Here is a 16,673-nt window from a genome sequence, read left to right on the forward strand (position 1 = left end):
ACGGCAGACGCCTCAGTAGTAGGAGTACCCGGCGCTCGGGCCCGGCATCGCCGGCTGGAGTGCGGGCGCGTAGCCGTACGGAGCGCCGTACGCCGGGCCGCTCGGCCCGTCGCTCATGCGGGCGTCGTCCTGCTCGGCCTGGATCTCCTCGACGGCCTGGCGCAGCTTGGCCCGCACCGTGTGGTGCAGGTAGGTGAACTCGAGCTCCGTGATGGTGCCGCGCTGACCGTCCATGATCTGCCGGTGGATCTCCCACGGCTTGGCCGCGTCCAGTTCGTCCCGCGGAACGAGCGAGATCCGGTAGCTGATGTACTGCGCCGCGTTCCACGGCCTGACGGGGCGGGTCGGATGGGCCACGGGCGTGACGAGGGCTCGGACGCGGAGCGGGATCGAGTAGCCCAGGGTGCGCAACTGTCCGACGAACGGGCGCAGCGCGGTCTCCATGGCGAGCTGTTCGGTGTTGACCGCGTTGGTCCCGATCACCAGGTTGGCCTCGATGTCGGGGCCGCCTTCGCCGTCTCCGACCAGGTGGCACCATTCGTGTGAGGCGAGGTGCTCACCGGGGGAGCCCCCGCTCCCTTCGTTGCCCATCAGCGCGTTGGCCTGCTGGTTGCCCATGGCGCGGGCCGGGCCGCGGCGCGCGGTGCGGCGGTCCACCTGGTGCGGCGCCGAGAGCCCCTGGTACGCCTGCTGTTCGTAGCCCGTCACCGCGGATCCGACGTCGACGGTCCTGTCGAACCGTTCCGCGCTGAGGTACCGGCGGTCGTTCTTCTGAGTGCCGTCACTGCGCTGGAAGTGCGGGTCGACGGAGCTCGGCGAGACGTAGAAGACGAAGGGCTGGTCGGGGTCGGTCGGCAGGGGCGAGAAGTCGTCCACGTCGTCCTGGCTGAGACGGTCCTGGTCCGACAGCCCCCGGTCCGCGGCCTCTGCCTGGGCTTGGGCGGCGGCCCGGCGGTCGTGCAGATTCCAGTACGCCGGGTTGGGCGCCCAGCGCTCCGCGAAGCGGTATGTACGGCCCGCCGACGCGCCGCCCTGGCGCATCTTCAGCGTCCGCCGGACGATGCCGAACGGTTGGTCCGGATCGATGAGGAGACTGCTGGTCAGGCCTTGCGGGTCGTTGACCATCTGCACGCGGTAGATGAAGTATCACAGCGTCCGCGCCACGGCGGTGTTGCCCGCCAACCGCTGCAACGTCAGTGCCCGCTTCGGCGACATGACGGAGAACCTGCCCGGCGGCAACACCGGAGAGCCGTTGGCCCGGCGGCCACAATCCTGACCGCGTTCCCGGTCGGCCTCATGTCGCTGTGCGCGCACGGTGTCCCCTTCTCCCCACGAGAGCGATGACCTCTCCACGCTTCCGTACGCGAACTCCGTCGCCCATGCCCGCAAGGGCACAGTGAGGGCAACAGGGTCTCGCCGAGGCGCTGGACCGGTGCGAGGCGCGGGGCGCGCACCGGCTCCATGCGCTGGTTGGGTCGTACGATTCGCGACCGCGGCACCGACGAGTACACGGTGGCAGGCCGCGGTGGGCCGTCTGCATCCCACTCTCAGCGGTGCGTTCCGGTGCCCCCGGCTGTGGCACTCCTGGACTCGGCGGACGTGTTCATCGGGAGTCGTGGCATCTGAGGGCTCCCGTGTGAGCGGCTGTGCGTGGGGTCACCGTGCGAACTTTTCGACGGCTGCCGGGGTGACGGGGGTGAAGAAGTTGACGAGGTTGCCGTCGGGGTCGCGGAACAGCAGCGACCGGTTGCCCCAGGGCATCGTGGTGGGCTCGGTGACGAAGTCGGTGACGAAGTCGGTCAGGTTCTGGTGGATGCGGTCCACGTCGTCGACGAGGAACTCGGTGATCACGCTCTGGTTGTCCGCCGGACGGGCGGAGCCCGGGGCGAACAGCGGGACGGTGCGGGTGCCGGCGATCGCGAGGGTGGCGCCCGGGGTCTTGAGTTCGGCGAAGTCCTCGGTGGCCCACATCGCCGGCACCCCTGTGGCTCGCTCGTAGAACTCGACGAGGCGTGCGACGTCGCTGGTGATGATGCGGATCGAGACGAAGTCCATGGTGATCTCCTTGGCAGATGGAATCGCTGCACGTCGCAGGCTAGGAGAAATAGTGGACAGAATCGGTCCTGTATCCGCGTTAGGCTGTGCACATGCCTCGACCCACCGGCCGCGTGCTGACACTCCTGGAGTTGCTGCAGTCGGGCGGCACTCGGACGGTGGCCGAACTCGCCGACCGGCTCGGTGTCGATGGGCGCACCGTGCGGCGGTATGTGGGCCAACTGATCGACCTCGACGTGCCCGTGGAGTCGGTGCGCGGCCGCTACGGCGGGTACCGGCTCGCGCCCGGGTACCGTTTGCCTCCGCTCATGCTCAGCGACGACGAGGCGCTGGCCGTGATGCTCGGCCTGGTCGCCGGCCGCCGAGCAGGGGTGATGACGGCAGGTCACACCGCGAGCGAGACGGCCTCGGCCAAGATCCGGCGGGTGCTGCCCAAGCGCATCGCCCGCCGGCTCGACACGCTCCTGGAATCCCTCGCCTTCACCGATCAGCCGGGCGAGTTCGCCGCCCCGGACGCCGGGGTCCTGCTCACCCTCGCCGACGCGGTACGCCACCGCCGGCCGGTCTCGATCAGATATACCGACCGCGACGGCCGGCGCAGTGAACGCACGCTGCACGCGTACGGGATCGTCGCGCATTCGGGCCGGTGGTACGTCACGGGGACGGACCCCGAGATCGGCGAGGACCGAACCTTCCGGCTCGATCGCATCGCAGACGCACGGACCCTGCCCGGCTCATTCGAGGCTCCCGTGGGTCCCGATCCGGCACAGCGCGTGTTGTCGGGGTTCGCCACCGCTGAGTACCGGCACGAGGTGGTCTTGCGGATCCACGGGACGGTCGAGCAGATCCGCGCCCGCCTTCCCGCCGGCGTCGCGAGCCTGGAGGAGTACGCGCCGACGGCGGACAAGGACCGGGCGACCGGGCGCTGGCTGCGCGTCCGGCTACGGGCGGAGCGGCTCGACTGGTTGCCTCCGCTGCTCGCCTCACTCGACCGTCCGTTCGTCATCGAGCGCCCCGACGAACTGCGCGTCCTCGTCATCGCGCTCGCCCAACGCCTCGCGTCCCACGCCTGCCAGGCCTGACAGCGAGGAACCGCTGATCAATGCGCCTGGCCCCGGTGGCCGGTGGCCAGCGGGTCACCGGCCTTGGCGACCACCTTCGCGATCCAGGCCATGGCCTGGGGCACGTCGTAGTTGCCGGAGTGCGGCTGGTTCCAGGCCAACTGGTAGTCGACGTCCTTGACGTCCTTGTCCGCCGCGAGCGCCCGGTCGAGGTTGATCGAAACGATGAACGAGGTGTCCCTGTCACGGGTGCCGTTGCGCACGTACCAGTTCGGCGCGGTGTCGGCCTTCGTGCCGACGAAGTCCATCGGGTTGATCAGGTGGAGCTGGTCGTCGACGGTCGTGCTCGACTTCTTGACGTACTCGTCCCAGGTGAGACCGGTGTCGTCGGGGCCGCTGCCGTCGCCGGCCACGTCGTTGTGGTCCCAGCTGTACTCGGTGTAGTTCATGTACTTCTGGGTGTACGGGCCGAAAAGGTTGGTCTCGGTCCGGCTGGCGGTGTTTCCGAAGACGCCCACGGCGTCGAAGGCGGGCGTCGTCTTGAGGGTGGCCTGGGTGGCTACGAAGGCGAGGTACTTGTCCATGTCGAGCGAGATCACCTCGTCGGTGTCGTTGTCGACGTCGATCCAGTCGTTGACGTACGAGGCCGTCGTCGTGCCGCCACCGCCCATTCCGCCGGACGTGACGACGAAGTTCTCGCCGAGCGCCGGGACGGTGTTGGCGGAGTCCGCCTTCATGTAAGCCTCGGCGGAGCGGATGACCTCCTGCTTGATGGTCTTCAGCATGGTCGCGGCGGTGAGCCGGGTGCCGTCGGGGTTGCGCAGCCCGAGGCTCTTCTCGTACGCCGGGAACTTGGCCGCGATCTCGGCGGCGGCGTCGGCCGAGGCGTTCGAGCCGGTCTCGTCGCGGGTGCCGAGGATGTTGTAGAGCCACTCGTAGGCGACGTCCGCGTTGCCGAGGTCGGTGATCGGGCAGTACGCGTTGACGGCGAAGACGTCGTCGCGCAGGGTGCTGCGCCCCTTGGAGTCGATGCCCGCGGCGCCGATCTTCGCGAGGTAGGGGTCGTACACGGAGCTGTTGCCGGAGGCGCCGAGGATCGAGGAGAGCGCGCCGCCGCCGCTGGTGCCGTTGACGACGATCCGTTCGGCGCTGCCGGGCATCGTGGCGTCGTTGAGGCGCAGGTAGCGGACCGCGGCCTTGGCGTCGACGACCGCGGAGGGGGCCTTGCCGGGGGACGAGCCGTCGGCGCCGGCCAGGCCGCGGCTGCGGTTGGCGATGTCCGCGAAGACGTAGCCGGCCTTCAGGGCCGCACCCACGTTGCTGGTCGAACTGTTGTAGGAAGCGCCGCTGGTCACGCTCGCCTTGATGTAACTGGCCCACCAGCCACCGTTGTTCACCGCGAAGTAGAAGGGCGCCCGCTGGTTGTCGAAGGCGCTCTCGGGCACGAACACGTTCATGCTCTGGTAGCCGCACGCGGTGTTGGAGATCGTGCTGGTGCTGCCGCCGAGGCCGGGCTGCTGGGCAGCGGCGGCGACGGGGTTCGCGACGTAGCAGATCTCCTTGTACCAGCGCACGTTCATCGGCTCGCCGTCGACGGTGACCGTGATCGTCGTGTAGTCGGCCGGGTCGAAAGCCAGCGCCGCGTCTTCGGCGTCGGTGGTGCGGGCGGCGGGGGCCGCGACCGCCGAAGGGGGCGCCGCGGCGACCGCCAGTGCGAGGGAGCCCACGATGGCCATGCCGCTCAGCAGCTCCTTGCGCGCGAAAGCGCGACCTGAGCGGGCACCTGGGGGGCGTGCCGGGGCAACGCTTCTGAGGGATGCCGGAAACCACTGCATGGGAGACTCCTTTGTCGCAGCCGCGGTGGGGGCTGGCACGTCGGGCCCATGGTGTGGCGCACACCATCAGATTGTCAACAATATAGTTGGCGATTGTGCCGCGCCTTTCCGGCCACCTTCCCTGCGGCCCGAGGTCGGACAGCCCGCTCCGGCCGCCCGCGTCGGATTCCAGGTGCACTTCGTCGAGCGCGAGCCGGACATGATGGCCATCGGCGGACGGCTGCTTTCGGACGCCGGTCAGGAACTCGACGTGATGGTGATCGACATCGCGGTCATGGACGCCGCCTGGCGGCCGGACGTACGAGGCCAAGTCATCGAGCGCGTCCTGGCCGCGCTGGCGGAGTCCTGCGGACCGGAGAAGCCGTCAGCGACGTGGTGGGTCGACTTCCGTGTGATCGACGAGCTGTTCGACGACGATCTTGCGCCACAGCGCGAGGAAGGCGCGCAGGCCGGCGACCGGACCCGCCTCCAACTCCCTGCGCAGCCTGCGGGCGACCCACTCGCCCGTGTAGCGGACGGCCTCGGTGGCCAACTGCTGCTTGCCTTCGGGGAAGTAGCGGTACGTCGAGCCGAGCGGCGCCCTGGCGTGCTTGGCCGTCTCGCGGATGCTCGTCGCGTTCAGACCGCGTCGACTGATCATGTCGGCCGCGCCTGCCACGATCCGCTCGCGCGCCGCCGGACTACCTGGAGGAGCCCTGGTCCGGGTGAGGCATGGCCTTCGGCACGAAGAGGCTCAGGCGAAAGGTGGTCGTATGCGTCAGGCGTCCACAGAGCCTGTCCACCCGCATCGCCGTCCAGTCGATCCTCGTGTCCGACGCTCGGAGACGGCGGATATGAGCGTGCCATTCCGACTCGTCCTGGGTCTCGAAAAGCACCTCCCAGCGGCCCTGGTCAGGCGCGAAACGAGCAGCGGCCCGCCGCACCTCGTCCTGCCGCTGACGTCTTCTCCTCCGCTGCCCTGGCATCGGCCCAGCATCGCCACCCTCGACCGTCACAGCAAGACCATTACCTGCCCCGAAACCGGGGCCTGCCGGCACCAGCCGTCGAGGCCGGCGTGTTGCCCTTCTGCCGCGGATCGCGGAAGGGCAATCGGCCGTAACGCCCCCGGCCTGCTGGCCTTGTCGCAACCGCACGATCGGCGCGCCCAGGACAAGGTCATTGATCTCCCACGGCCACTGAGCCACATCGGAACTATCGTCTAGGGTCCTCAAATGCGTGGTGACGACATATCCGAGCGCAAGAACGCCTTCGTGCACGCGCCCAGCGCCGCGGCAGCGCGGCGTCGCAGATGGCTGGCGGGCTGTTCGATCGCCGTGATCGTAGCGGTGGGGGTGGGCTGGTACGCGTGGCCGACGAGCCCGGAGCCGAGCGCGGACCCCCACGTGCGCAACCCCGGCGAGGAACAGCCGATCTGTGCCTCGGCGGACGGGCGGACGCTCTACGCGGACGTGGACGGCGACGGCGTGGTGGACGAGGTGCACGACAGCAAGGACCGTGACGGGCGTACGGTCGTCATGTTCGAGGGACCTGGCGGCAAGCAGGTGCGGCACCCCGTGTGGTCGATCGTCACCACGGAGGTGGGGCGCAAGAAGGCCCACGCGTCGCCCGAGGAGGGATTCCGGGCGGCGTTCGGAGATTTCGACAACGACGGCCGCGTGGACATGGCCGTCACGTACACCGCGCTCGACAAGAGCGACGATCCAGTCGACTCGGCGAGCATGCTCGAAGTGCGCTGGGGGCCGCTGGGCCGTGACCTCAAGGGCAAGAGCCGGGGTTCGATCCGGATGAGCCACGGCTACCACATCGACGGTTTGCGTGCGGTGGCGGGCAACCAGCACAGCGCCAGCGCCAACCCGGCCTCAGCACGGCTGCTGATTCACCAGACGACCGGCGACGGCGCGTTCGAGACATACCAGGGCCAGCAACTCGGTCGTGATCTGGTGGTGCCGGATGAGCCGTTGCCCCGATGGGGACAGGAATTCGCCGAGCAGAAGGACGGGTGGGCCGACCTGGGCGAGTGCCCGGCATCACCACGAAGCACGGCGACCGGACCGTAGACGTTGTCGCGGCAGACCACATCCGCCGTCACCGGTGCTCGCTCCCTGCCGCACCTCATCTGATGCACCGTCACGCTCAACAGGTCGGATGGTCGGGTGCGGTCTCCGAAGGGGCGTCGGCCCGCGTTGCCCGGTGGCAGTCCGCGCGCCGGAAAGCGTGTTAGCGCACACATGGGAAGGGGGGCAAGGCGGGTTTGTTTCCACAGTCTTGACCGTCCCGCAGTGTTGACCCCCCTTACGGCCCGGCGTACAAAAGGCAAGGCCCGCAAGAACGGACGGTCATGACCCCGCGTCAGAACGGCGCACCACACCGTTTCGTTCCCCACTGGTCACCGCTGCGGCGGTGGCGCACTCGCACTCGGTTTCCGCGCTCGAACAGCGCGTCCGCCGACCGCCCGTACCCGGTTCCCCGTAGCTCTGGCCGAGCGGGTTCATTCGATGGCCGGAAGTGTGAGCGCTAACAAATTCCTGCCGAGCGAGACCGCGCCGGGCGCCGACTCCGCCTCGCGGCGGCAGTCGTCCCTGTGCGTGCATCACCGCGCACCGCACGCCCCTCCCCTCCTCCCTGCGCACGCGGCGCCGGGCTCGAGAAGAAACGGAAGAGGTTCACAGTGATACGTAGACACCTGAGAGGGCTCCTACTGTCGGTGGGCGCGGTTCTCACGCTTCTCGGCGGCGTCCTGGCCGGAGTGGTGGGCACCGCGGCCACGGCTCAGGCAGCTTCGTCCCTGCCCTGCGACATCTACGCCGCCGCCGGAACGCCGTGTGCCGCCGCGCACAGCACGACGCGGGCGCTCTACGCCTCCTACAGTGGCGCTCTTTACCAGGTCAAGCGCGCCTCGGACGCCACGACCACCAACATCGGCACGCTCACCACCGGCGGCTACGCCAACGCCGCGGCCCAGGACTCCTTCTGCTCCGGCACGACCTGCGTCATCACCGAGATCTACGACCAGAGCTCGAACCACAACGACCTGACCATCGAAGGGCCCGGCGGCAACGGTGGACAGGACGTCGGCGCGATCGCGAACGCCCTGCCGGTCACCGTCGGCGGCCATGCGGCCTACGGCGTCTTCGTGTCGGCCGGTGTCGGCTACCGCGACAACAGCACCACGGGCATCGCCACCGGCAGCTCCCCGGAGGGCGCGTACATGGTGACCAGCGGCCACCACGTGAACAACCGCTGCTGCTTCGACTACGGCAACGCCGAGACGTCCGGAAACGACACCGGCAACGGTCACATGGACGCGATCAACTTCGGCACGGAGTGCTGGTTCTCTCCCTGCTCTGGGTCGGGGCCGTGGGTCCAGGCAGACCTGGAGAACGGTCTGTTCGCCGGCGGCAACGGCTCGAACACGAACAACAAGGGCAACTCCAGCGAGTACGTCACCGCCATGGAGAAGAACAACGGCACAACGACCTACGCCATCAAGGGCGGGAACGCCCAATCGGGCTCCCTGACCACCTGGTACAACGGTGCCCTTCCCAACCTCGGCGGATACACCCCGATGCACATGGAGGGCGCCATCGTCCTCGGCACCGGCGGTGACGACAGCAACGGGTCCGACGGCTCCTTCTTCGAAGGCGTGATGACCTCCGGCTACCCGACCGACGCCGCCGACAACGCCGTGCAGGCCAACATCACCTCCGTTGGCTACACCACGCCGTCCGCCACCTTCCCCGTCGCCGGCACCGCCTACCGCCTGACCAACACCAACTCCGGCAAGGTCCTGGACGCGGTGAACTGTGGGACCGCCAACGGAACTTCGATCGACATCTGGGCCTCCCTCGGCAACACCTGCCAGCAGTGGAAGTTCGCCGACGCGGGCAACGGCCACTACACCATCGCCAACGTCAACAGCGGCACGGTCCTGGACGACAAGAACTGCGTGCAGACCAACGGCACCGCGGTCCAGCTGTGGGCCTCGCTCGGCAACACCTGCCAGCAGTGGGACGTCACCAAGGTGGGCAGCCACTACACCATCACCAACGTCAACACCGGCATGACGCTGGACGTCGCCAACTGCGGAACCGCCAACGGCACCGCGGTACGCCAGTGGCAGCAGCTCGACAACGCCTGCCAGCAGTGGGACATCGCGCCCTGACCCGAGCGACTGTGTCCCTGGCGGTCTGCCGACCCACGCGTCGGCAGACCGCCGGCACAGCGATCGGGTGACGGCGAGGCGGCACATCTCCGAGCGTTTCGATCAGCGGACCTGAATCCGGGTCGCCCGACCGTCCCGGCGGCGCAGGCCGGGTCCCCCTGCCCTTGGGGCCCCGGCCGGACGGGTCTATCGTCGGGATCCTGGGGCCAGGACGAGGAGGACGGCCGGTGATGCCGCAGGACGAGGCCGTGATCGGCTGCACGGGAGAGGTACTCATCGGAACGCGCGGATCCGCGGGCCCCGGCGAAGTCCTGGTGCGGGTCAGAGGCGGCTCCGAAACCTTCCTCGCCTGGTCCGATGCCCCCCTGCCCGCGGGTTCGACGGTGCTCGTGATCGAATCACGTGGATGCCGCGAGGTGGGCGTCATCGAGTGGGTGGATCCATTGGACGCGCTCGGCGGAGACGCCGCCGACGCCGGCTGAGGAGTACAGGCATGTTCGGATACCGCGTCCCCGCCCCCGACGAGGCGATGTTGATCTCTGGAGGCAGGCGAGGACTGGGCGGCGCGCCGTTCCGAGTGGTGACGGGGCACGGCAAGTTCGTGCTCCCGGTCTTCCGAAAGGTTCGATTCCTCACCCTGTCCATGTGCGAGTCCGAGGTCACCGAGACGTGTGTGACCCGGCAGGGCATCGCGTTGCACGTCCGCGCGGTCATCGCCTTCAAGGTGGGCAACGACCACGAAAGCATCATCAACGCGGGCCAGCGGTTCCTCTCCGACCAGGATCAGATGTCGGTGCTGACGGGCCGGATCTTCGCCGGCCACCTGCGGGCCATCATCGGCTCGATGACGGTCGAGGAGATCGTCACCGAGCGGCAGAAGCTCGCCGCGGAGGTCCTGGACACCTCCAAGACCGAGATGGCGAAGATCGGCCTGACGGTCGACTCGCTGCAGATCCAGTCCATCGACGACGGCGACACCGGCTACATCGACGCGATGTCCGCGCCGCACAAGGCGGCCATCCAGCGGCAGGCGCAGATCGCCCAGGCGCAGGCCACGCAGGCCGCGGTCGAGGCGGAACAGGCGGCGGCCCGCAAGCAGGCCGAGTACGCCCGGCAGACCGCCATCGTCAAGGCGGAGTACTCGGCCGAGGTGGACCGCGCCCAGGCCGAGGCCGCACAGGCCGGACCGCTGGCGCAGGCACATGCCCAGCAGGAGGTGCTCGCCGCCCAGACGGAGCTGGCCCAGCGCCAGGCCGAGCTGCGCCAGCAGCAGCTGGTGGCCGAGGTCGTGAAGCCCGCCGAGGCCGAGGCCGAGCGGGTCAGGATCCTCGCGGCCGCCGAGGCGCAGCGGATGAAGATCCAGGCGGAGGCAGCGGCCTCGTACGACCGGGTCGCGCTCGACCGGATGTTGATCGACCAGCTCCCGCAGATCGTCAAGGAGGCCGCCGGCGGTCTGGCCGGCGCCAACGTCAACGTCCTCAACGGGGCGGACGGTCTCGGCGAGATAGCGGCCGGACTGGTGTCCCAGGGTCTGACGATCCTCGACTCGGTCCGACAGAACCTGAACGGCCAGGACTCCGACGGCCCCCGCCCCGAGGAGAGCAAGGGCAGCAGCCTGCTCCAGCTGCCCACCAGCAAGGGGAAGAAGTCGAACGACGGTCCGGTCGACGTCGACTAGGGGCGCCGGGTATGGGCGCCGGACGCGCACAGCACCGCACGAGGTTGTCGCCCGCCGTCTCCACGGCAGCCGGCATCGGGAGCCTGGTACTCGCCGCCGCGGCGAGTTGGAGCAGCCTCCTGCTGGTCGTGCAGGGGCGGGTGATCCCCGGCTGGGGCGTGAGCGCGGCTCTCCTTGTCGTGTCGCTCGTGCTCCGACGGGCCCTCACCCGGGTGGGCCGCCCGGCGGATGCTTCGACGCTTCCGGGGAAGCGGGCCACGTGGGCACGGCTGGGGAGCATCCTGTTGATCGTCACGGCCGTGCTCGGCAGCGCTCGGGGAGCGGTCGACGACCTGGTCTCGGACGCGGAGTACCGCGTGCTGAGCCCTGCGGGGCCGGGGGGCTGCAGGGCCGTGGTGCGGGAGACGTCCTTTCTCGTGATCGGCAATGGCGAGGTGTACGCGGTGGGGCGCACGGGCCTTGCCCTGGGCGAGTCGGGGTCCTGGACGGTCGACGATGGTTACCGGCCCGTCGCCGCAGGCACATACGAACTGGCCTGGGAGCGGGACGGCGGTCATCTGCGGATCAGCGGTACGGGCACCGATCCGGTCGTCCGTGGGGGATCGGCCGACATCGACTGCGGGTAGGGCCCCGGACCGATCATGGTCCGGGGCGGCAGTGGGCGGCAGCAGCCTTCGGCTCTCAGGTGCGGCTTGCTGGTGAATCCGCCCCGTGAGCGGCCCATGCCCTCACCCCGCCCGGTCACGGCCTCCCCGGTGTGGAGACCGGTCGTCGGCGGGTCAGCAGCAGCCGCCCGTGGCGGCCGGTTCCTTCGGGTCGGCGGTCGCGTCCGTCGGGCCGGTGCAGCAGGTGCTGCCCTGTTGTCCGGTGAGGGAGTCGGCGTCGGCCTTGACGACGTACACCTCCCAGGGTTCCTGGCCGGGGCCGTGGACCCAGACCTTGTCCTGGAGGGCGTAGCAGCAGGTGGTGTCGTTCTCCTCCGCCGTGGTCAGGCCGGCTTCGGCCAGGCGGGCGGTGGCGGCGCGGACTGACTCGGTGCTCCCGACCTCGATGCCGAGGTGGTCCATGCGGGTCGCCTCACCCCCGGCGTCTTCGATGAGGACGAGCTTGAGCGGGGGCTCGGCGATGGCGAAGTTGGCGTAGCCGTCGCGGAGTTTGGCGGGCTCGGTGCCGAAGAGCTTCGTGTAGAAGGCGACGGACTCGGTGAGGTCGGGGACGCGGAGGGCGAGCTGTACGCGGGACATGGTGAACCTCCTTGGGTGGGTGGCGAGTTCAGCAGCCGCCGGAGGCGGTGACCGGGGCGCCGAGGCCGATCCGGAGCGTGCTGGGGGCGGCGCAGCAGCCGCCGCCGGGCTGCTCGGCGTTCTCGGGCTCGTCGAAGAGGCCCGCCCCACCGCAGACCCCGGTCTCCGGCAGGGTCAGTTCGACCCGTTCGGCGGCCTCGTGGTCGCCTGCGATCGCGGCGGCGATGGAGCGGACCTGCTCGTAGCCGGTCATGGCGAGGAACGTGGGGGCGCGGCCGTAGGACTTCATGCCGGCCAGGTAGACACCCGGTTCCGGGTGGGAGAGCTCTTTCACGCCGTGCGGGTAGACCGTGCCGCAGGAGTGGACGTTCGGGTCGATCAGCGGGGCGAGGGCGGTCGGGGCCTGGAGGCGCTCGTCCAGGCCGAGGCGGATCTCGGAGAGGAAGGAGAGGTCGGGGCGCAGCCCGGTCAGGACGATTGCCTCGTCGACCGGGTCGAGGCGGCGGCCGTCCTCCGCCACGAGTACGAGCCGGCCGCCCTCCTGCTCGACGGCCTCCGTGCGGAAGCCGGTCACGGCGGACGCGTACCCGTCCTCGACCGCCGCCCTGGCGCGCAGGCCGAGGGCTCCGCGTGCGGGCAGTTCGTCCGTCTCGCCGCCGCCGTAGGTGTGGGCGCCGATGCCCCGGCGCAGGATCCACACCGTGTGCGTGCCGTCCTCCTCCCGCGCCAGATCGGCCAGGGAGGCGAGGGCGGTGAAGGCGGAGGCGCCGGAACCGACGACCGCGGTGCGCTTGCCCGCGTAACGGGCGCGCACGGACGGGTCCTTGAGGTCCGGGACACGGTAGGAGATGAGGCCGGCTGCCGTCTTCTCTCCGAGGGCGGGCAGACCGTTGGCACCCATCGGGCCGGGCGTCGACCAGGTGCCGGAGGCGTCGACGACGGCGCGGGCGGTGATCCGTTCCTCGCGGCCGTCCGCGGTCTGGATGTGCACGGTGAAGGGGGCCTCGTCGCGGCCGGCGTCGACGATGCGGTCCCGACCGGCCCGGGCCACACCGGTCACGGTCGCTCCGTAGCGGATCTTGTCGCCGAGCACGTCCCCGAGCGGCTGCAGGTACCTCTCGGCCCAGTCGCCACCGGTCGGATACGTCGCGCCGTCCGGGCGGACCCAGCCGGTCGGGGCCAGCAGCTTCTCGGCGGCCGGGTCGGTGACCTCCGCCCACGTCGAGAACAGACGCACGTGCGCCCAGTCCCGTACGGCCGTGCCGGCGGACGGTCCCGCCTCCAGGACCAGCGGTTCCAGACCGCGCTCGACGAGGCGGGCGGCTGCGGCCAGGCCGGTGGGGCCTGCTCCGACGACCACTACGGGCAGTTGGTCGGTGGTGGGCGCGCTCACGACGATTCCCCTTTGCTTCGACATACGTCGATCTCTTTGCACCGCCAGGATCCCACCTGTTTCGATAGACGTCAACATAGACAGTCATCGAATCTGGCGTCGCCGTCCGGGAGCCCCGCCTCCCGGGCACCCTGCTTCGACATGTGTCAACATAGACGCATGTCGAATGTGAAGGTGCTGCCCCTGCTGGAGCCCGAGGTGACCCCGGAGTCCGTCGCACCCTGTTGCCCGCCGCTGACCGAGCGGCCGCTGACGGCCGAGGAGGCCGAGCGGACCGCCGGGATGTTCAAGGCTCTCGGCGACCCGGTCCGGCTGCGACTGTTCTCGCTGGTCGCCTCGCACGAGGGCGGTGAGGCGTGCGTGTGCGACATCTCCGACGTCGGCGTCTCACAGCCGACCGTCTCCCACCACTTGAAGAAGCTCAAGGAGGCCGGGCTGCTCACCTCCGAGCGGCGGGGCACGTGGGTGTACTACCGGGTCGAGCCGTCGGTGGTGGCGGCGATGGGGCAGATGCTGAAGATCGCCGGATGATCGTCAGCCGGCGGCCGGGCCGGCCTGGCCGTCGGCGGCAAGGGCGGCCCGGCCGCCGCCCCCATCGCCGCCCGGGCGGTACGGCTCATGCGCCCGGTCGTCCGCGCAGGAAGATGAGCGCGACCAGCGCCAGTCCGACCAGGGTGCCGACGAGTTGCATGCCGATGAAGCCCGGGACCGAGCCGGGCGCGATGCCCGCGAAGGTGTCCGTGAAGGCACGGCCGACGGTCACCGCCGGGTTGGCGAAGGAGGTGGAGGAGGTGAACCAGTACGCGGCGCCGATGTAGGAGGGGACCGCGACGGGGGCGAAGCGGAGGCGGTCGGTGCGGGCCAGCCCGAAGATCAGCAGGATCAGGCCGGCGGTCGCCACGACCTCGCCGAGGAGGAGGTTTCCGGCCGAGCGGTCGTGGGTGGACCACTTCACCAGCGGTTCGCCGAACATCGCATCCGCCAGGATCGCGCCCGCGACGGCGCCGACGATCTGGGCGGGGACGTACGCCGCCGCCTCGCGGAGTGTGACTCCGGCGCCGCCGCGGCGGGCGGTCCACCACTCGGCGAGTGTGACCGCGGGATTGAAGTGGGCGCCGGAGACCGGGCCGAGCAGGGTGATCAGGACGCCCAGGCCGAAGACGGTGGCCGTGGAGTTGGCGAGCAGTTGCAGGCCGACGTCCTTCGTGAGGTCGGTGGCCTGGACACCGGAGCCGACCACCACCGCGACCAGCGCGGCCGTGCCGACGAGTTCGGCCGCCGCCTTGGCGATCAGCGCAGGGGCCTGGGGCGGGGCGGCGCCGGGGGCGGGCTGCGGCTCTGCCGCGGGAGCCGTGCCGGCCTCCCCGGTTCGGTCGTGCTCGGTGGCCTCGGTGGCGGTCAACAGGACTCCTCGGTGCAGTCGCCGGAGCGGCGGGGATCAGGGGCAGGACCGCTTGACGTTGTTCTCGGCGGTGACGCGCGCGGTCTCCGCCAGATCGGCGAACTGGCCCGCGAGGGAGGCGATGACGTCGGGCTTGAGCCGGTAGTAGGTGAACCGGCCGCACGGCTCGGTCTCCACGACCCCGGCCTCGCGCAGCACCTTCAGATGGTTGGAGAGGTTGGTCTGTCTGGCCCCCGTCTCCTCGATCAGGTGCGTGCTGCAGAGCGTCTCCTTGGCGAGCAGGGTGACGATCCGGAGCCGTAGCGGATCCGCGAGAACCCGCATCAGATCAGTGTCGACTGACATCATCATGGGCTGATACTGTCACATCACTCGGAGCTGATACCAGCAGGTCTGATCTTTGAGGTCCCGTCCCGAGATCGAAGCCCCCTCACGGAACGCTCGTTCACCCGCCGAAGGCCTGAACTCCCCCCGCACGAAGGAAGAACCGATGTCCTCCAGCCCGCTCGCCTCCGTGCTGTTCGTCTGCGTCCACAACGCCGGCCGGTCGCAGATGGCCGCCGGATTCCTCTCCCACCTCGCGGGCGACCGGATCGAGGTCCGCTCCGCCGGATCCCTCCCCGGCGACCGGGTCAACCCGGCCGCGGTCGAGGCCATGAAGGAGGTCGGCGTCGACATCGCCGCCGCCGAGCCGAAGGTCCTCACCACCGAGGCCGTCCAGGCGTCCGACTACGTCATCACCATGGGCTGCGGCGACGCCTGCCCGATCTTCCCCGGCAAGAAGTACCTCGACTGGGCCCTCGAAGACCCCGCCGGCAAGGGCGTCGAGGCCGTCCGCCCGATCCGGGACGAGATCAGGACCCGTATCGAGGCGCTGATCGCCGAGATCGACGCGCGGCAGAAGGCCTGACCTCTTCGGCGGCGCGATCCCTCGGGTGCGGTACCGAGGCCTCCAGCGGCTCGGCGTAGCCGGTCAGGCGGGGTGCCCCGCGAGCGGGTCATCCGCCGTCGCCGCCTCCATGAGCCGCTCGGCTTCCGCTTCCGTGGCGGCGGGTGGCACGACGAGCAGGTCCCATCTGCCTCGTCCCGGAGCGAGCAGGCAGACGGTGTGGAGGGCGCGCGGGGAGTCCGTCCGACGCGTGTGCACCATCTGCTCCTCGACGAGCATCCCGTCCCCGGCCAGCGACCACATCGCCCCGTTCACGAGGACACTGCTGATGTGCCCCCAGCGGTGCGGCAGCCCCGCGAGCAGTCCGGGGAGCTCGGCGGTCAGGTCGTACGACCTCGGCCACCAGGCCCCGTCGATACGCCGGGCCGAGCCGCCCCGGCCGGACTGCGCCCCCAGCCGCAGCCTGACGGAAGGCGGGTGGAGCGAGGGAGTGGTCGTCATGGGGGCTCCTGGTCCGGTGGGGGCGGAGGGCTCGCCGCGGTCGGGGGTTCGGCGGGCTCGGGCCGGCCCGGCGGCCCCACGCCTCACGCGGTCTCGCCGGGATGCGTCCGGTCGACCGGCGGCCTGCTCGCCTCCAGCCAGGAGCGGAGCGGGCCGACACCCTGCTCGGGGTCGAGCGTGAGGTGCAGTCGCGTGCCCCTGCCCGACGGGAGCGCCGGATAGCTGCGCTGCTCGTCCGCGGCGAACAGCAGCCGGAGAGCGTCCGCGACGTGCCGGGCCGCTGCGGCGTCCAGGGAGACGATGCGGACCTCGACCCTGCCGTCGTCGGGAGGGTCGTCGGGAACGTCCACGCTCAGGGACGCATACGGGGGGTGCAGGGATTCGGTGGACATCGGGCGCAACCTGTCCCGGGCCGCGGGAACGGCTCGTGAGGTGTCGCGCGGCCGCTACGTG

At 70.2% G+C, this 16,673-nt stretch carries 18 protein-coding genes and 1 pseudogene; 9 read left to right on the forward strand and 10 right to left on the reverse strand.

Translation table 11 applies throughout. From position 1 onward, the window contains the following. Positions 1 to 12 precede the first annotated feature (12 nt). On the reverse strand, positions 13 to 1,131 hold the full coding sequence (locus ACIBVL_RS22900) for a hypothetical protein (protein ID WP_399099114.1): 1,119 nt from the start codon (positions 1,129 to 1,131) through the stop codon (positions 13 to 15). A 7-nt stretch (positions 1,132 to 1,138) separates the two neighbouring features. Here ACIBVL_RS22900 and ACIBVL_RS22905 point away from each other — a divergent pair, with 7 nt between their 5' ends. Further along, positions 1,139 to 1,276 carry a hypothetical protein gene (locus tag ACIBVL_RS22905; RefSeq protein ID WP_399099115.1) on the forward strand — a complete coding sequence of 46 codons (138 nt, stop codon included), beginning with the start codon at positions 1,139 to 1,141 and terminating at the stop codon, positions 1,274 to 1,276. A 380-nt stretch (positions 1,277 to 1,656) separates the two neighbouring features. Here ACIBVL_RS22905 and ACIBVL_RS22910 read toward each other — a convergent pair whose 3' ends face one another. Next, positions 1,657 to 2,055 (reverse strand): VOC family protein, encoded by a 399-nt coding sequence (locus ACIBVL_RS22910; RefSeq protein WP_399099117.1) that lies wholly within the window; start codon positions 2,053 to 2,055, stop codon positions 1,657 to 1,659. A gap of 92 nt (positions 2,056 to 2,147) precedes the next feature. Between ACIBVL_RS22910 and ACIBVL_RS22915 the strand changes: the two genes are divergently transcribed. Continuing rightward, a complete protein-coding gene (locus ACIBVL_RS22915) occupies positions 2,148 to 3,137 on the forward strand; it encodes a helix-turn-helix transcriptional regulator (RefSeq protein ID WP_399099118.1) in 990 nt (329 codons plus the stop codon). A 17-nt stretch (positions 3,138 to 3,154) separates the two neighbouring features. Here the strand turns inward: ACIBVL_RS22915 and ACIBVL_RS22920 are convergent, their stop codons facing one another. Both ACIBVL_RS22920 and ACIBVL_RS22925 read right to left on the reverse strand, forming a co-directional pair. Next, entirely contained in the window at positions 3,155 to 4,852 is a 1,698-nt protein-coding gene (locus ACIBVL_RS22920; protein WP_399099120.1) for a subtype B tannase, read from the reverse strand. Between the two features lie 505 nt (positions 4,853 to 5,357). Further along, a pseudogene (locus tag ACIBVL_RS22925) lies at positions 5,358 to 5,612 on the reverse strand (TetR/AcrR family transcriptional regulator); the annotation flags it as partial. Between the two features lie 550 nt (positions 5,613 to 6,162). Here ACIBVL_RS22925 and ACIBVL_RS22930 point away from each other — a divergent pair. The 5 genes from ACIBVL_RS22930 (at position 6,163) to ACIBVL_RS22950 (ending at position 11,417) form a co-directional block, all read left to right on the forward strand. Beyond that, positions 6,163 to 7,008: a hypothetical protein gene (locus tag ACIBVL_RS22930; RefSeq protein ID WP_399099122.1), complete on the forward strand. Its 846-nt coding sequence runs from the start codon at positions 6,163 to 6,165 to the stop codon at positions 7,006 to 7,008. A 647-nt stretch (positions 7,009 to 7,655) separates the two neighbouring features. Further along, a complete protein-coding gene (locus ACIBVL_RS22935) occupies positions 7,656 to 9,113 on the forward strand; it encodes an arabinofuranosidase catalytic domain-containing protein (RefSeq protein WP_399099123.1) in 1,458 nt (485 codons plus the stop codon). Between the two features lie 230 nt (positions 9,114 to 9,343). Continuing rightward, positions 9,344 to 9,595, forward strand: a complete 252-nt coding sequence (locus ACIBVL_RS22940; protein WP_399099124.1) for a hypothetical protein — start codon at positions 9,344 to 9,346, stop codon at positions 9,593 to 9,595. 11 nt (positions 9,596 to 9,606) lie between these two features. Next, entirely contained in the window at positions 9,607 to 10,791 is a 1,185-nt protein-coding gene (locus ACIBVL_RS22945; protein ID WP_399099125.1) for a flotillin family protein, read from the forward strand. Positions 10,792 to 10,802: 11 nt separating this feature from the next. Further along, positions 10,803 to 11,417: a hypothetical protein gene (locus tag ACIBVL_RS22950; protein ID WP_399099126.1), complete on the forward strand. Its 615-nt coding sequence runs from the start codon at positions 10,803 to 10,805 to the stop codon at positions 11,415 to 11,417. 153 nt (positions 11,418 to 11,570) lie between these two features. Here the strand turns inward: ACIBVL_RS22950 and ACIBVL_RS22955 are convergent, their stop codons facing one another. Together ACIBVL_RS22955 and ACIBVL_RS22960 are read right to left on the reverse strand one after the other, a co-directional pair. After that, positions 11,571 to 12,035: an ArsI/CadI family heavy metal resistance metalloenzyme gene (locus ACIBVL_RS22955; protein ID WP_399099129.1), complete on the reverse strand. Its 465-nt coding sequence runs from the start codon at positions 12,033 to 12,035 to the stop codon at positions 11,571 to 11,573. 28 nt (positions 12,036 to 12,063) lie between these two features. Next, complete coding sequence (locus tag ACIBVL_RS22960) at positions 12,064 to 13,428, reverse strand: NAD(P)-binding domain-containing protein (RefSeq protein ID WP_399099131.1); 1,365 nt, start codon at positions 13,426 to 13,428, stop codon at positions 12,064 to 12,066. Positions 13,429 to 13,587: 159 nt separating this feature from the next. On the opposite strand from ACIBVL_RS22960, the gene ACIBVL_RS22965 reads away from it, so the two are divergent. Beyond that, positions 13,588 to 13,959 (forward strand): ArsR/SmtB family transcription factor, encoded by a 372-nt coding sequence (locus ACIBVL_RS22965; protein WP_399099133.1) that lies wholly within the window; start codon positions 13,588 to 13,590, stop codon positions 13,957 to 13,959. 85 nt (positions 13,960 to 14,044) lie between these two features. On the opposite strand, the gene ACIBVL_RS22970 is transcribed toward ACIBVL_RS22965, so the two are convergent. Both ACIBVL_RS22970 and ACIBVL_RS22975 read right to left on the reverse strand, forming a co-directional pair. Beyond that, positions 14,045 to 14,830, reverse strand: a complete 786-nt coding sequence (locus tag ACIBVL_RS22970; RefSeq protein WP_399099135.1) for an aquaporin — start codon at positions 14,828 to 14,830, stop codon at positions 14,045 to 14,047. A 36-nt stretch (positions 14,831 to 14,866) separates the two neighbouring features. Then, positions 14,867 to 15,181: an ArsR/SmtB family transcription factor gene (locus ACIBVL_RS22975; protein WP_399099137.1), complete on the reverse strand. Its 315-nt coding sequence runs from the start codon at positions 15,179 to 15,181 to the stop codon at positions 14,867 to 14,869. A gap of 139 nt (positions 15,182 to 15,320) precedes the next feature. Between ACIBVL_RS22975 and ACIBVL_RS22980 the strand changes: the two genes are divergently transcribed. Then, on the forward strand, positions 15,321 to 15,740 hold the full coding sequence (locus ACIBVL_RS22980; RefSeq protein ID WP_399099139.1) for an arsenate reductase ArsC: 420 nt from the start codon (positions 15,321 to 15,323) through the stop codon (positions 15,738 to 15,740). A 63-nt stretch (positions 15,741 to 15,803) separates the two neighbouring features. Here the strand turns inward: ACIBVL_RS22980 and ACIBVL_RS22985 are convergent, their stop codons facing one another. Together ACIBVL_RS22985 and ACIBVL_RS22990 are read right to left on the reverse strand one after the other, a co-directional pair. Beyond that, positions 15,804 to 16,220 carry a DUF5994 family protein gene (locus tag ACIBVL_RS22985; RefSeq protein ID WP_399099141.1) on the reverse strand — a complete coding sequence of 139 codons (417 nt, stop codon included), beginning with the start codon at positions 16,218 to 16,220 and terminating at the stop codon, positions 15,804 to 15,806. Between the two features lie 83 nt (positions 16,221 to 16,303). After that, a complete protein-coding gene (locus ACIBVL_RS22990) occupies positions 16,304 to 16,612 on the reverse strand; it encodes a hypothetical protein (protein WP_399099143.1) in 309 nt (102 codons plus the stop codon). Positions 16,613 to 16,673: the final 61 nt, after the last annotated feature.

The sequence above is a fragment of the Streptomyces sp. NPDC049687 genome, assembly GCF_044465285.1.
GTDB lineage: Bacteria > Actinomycetota > Actinomycetes > Streptomycetales > Streptomycetaceae > Streptomyces.

Excerpts from the sequence above, each read along its gene's own strand:
- ACIBVL_RS22950 (WP_399099126.1), top strand. The coding sequence starts at position 10,803 with ATGGGCGCCGGACGCGCACAGCACCGCACGAGGTTGTCGCCCGCCGTC.
- ACIBVL_RS22920 (WP_399099120.1), bottom strand. The coding sequence starts at position 4,852 with ATGGCCATCGTGGGCTCCCTCGCACTGGCGGTCGCCGCGGCGCCCCCT.
- ACIBVL_RS22915 (WP_399099118.1), top strand. The coding sequence starts at position 2,148 with ATGCCTCGACCCACCGGCCGCGTGCTGACACTCCTGGAGTTGCTGCAG.
- ACIBVL_RS22985 (WP_399099141.1), bottom strand. The coding sequence starts at position 16,220 with ATGACGACCACTCCCTCGCTCCACCCGCCTTCCGTCAGGCTGCGGCTG.
- ACIBVL_RS22930 (WP_399099122.1), top strand. The coding sequence starts at position 6,163 with ATGCGTGGTGACGACATATCCGAGCGCAAGAACGCCTTCGTGCACGCG.
- ACIBVL_RS22940 (WP_399099124.1), top strand. The coding sequence starts at position 9,344 with ATGCCGCAGGACGAGGCCGTGATCGGCTGCACGGGAGAGGTACTCATC.
- ACIBVL_RS22990 (WP_399099143.1), bottom strand. The coding sequence starts at position 16,612 with ATGTCCACCGAATCCCTGCACCCCCCGTATGCGTCCCTGAGCGTGGAC.
- ACIBVL_RS22905 (WP_399099115.1), top strand. The coding sequence starts at position 1,139 with ATGAAGTATCACAGCGTCCGCGCCACGGCGGTGTTGCCCGCCAACCGC.
- ACIBVL_RS22910 (WP_399099117.1), bottom strand. The coding sequence starts at position 2,055 with ATGGACTTCGTCTCGATCCGCATCATCACCAGCGACGTCGCACGCCTC.
- ACIBVL_RS22945 (WP_399099125.1), top strand. The coding sequence starts at position 9,607 with ATGTTCGGATACCGCGTCCCCGCCCCCGACGAGGCGATGTTGATCTCT.
- ACIBVL_RS22980 (WP_399099139.1), top strand. The coding sequence starts at position 15,321 with ATGTCCTCCAGCCCGCTCGCCTCCGTGCTGTTCGTCTGCGTCCACAAC.
- ACIBVL_RS22965 (WP_399099133.1), top strand. The coding sequence starts at position 13,588 with ATGTCGAATGTGAAGGTGCTGCCCCTGCTGGAGCCCGAGGTGACCCCG.
- ACIBVL_RS22955 (WP_399099129.1), bottom strand. The coding sequence starts at position 12,035 with ATGTCCCGCGTACAGCTCGCCCTCCGCGTCCCCGACCTCACCGAGTCC.
- ACIBVL_RS22975 (WP_399099137.1), bottom strand. The coding sequence starts at position 15,181 with ATGATGATGTCAGTCGACACTGATCTGATGCGGGTTCTCGCGGATCCG.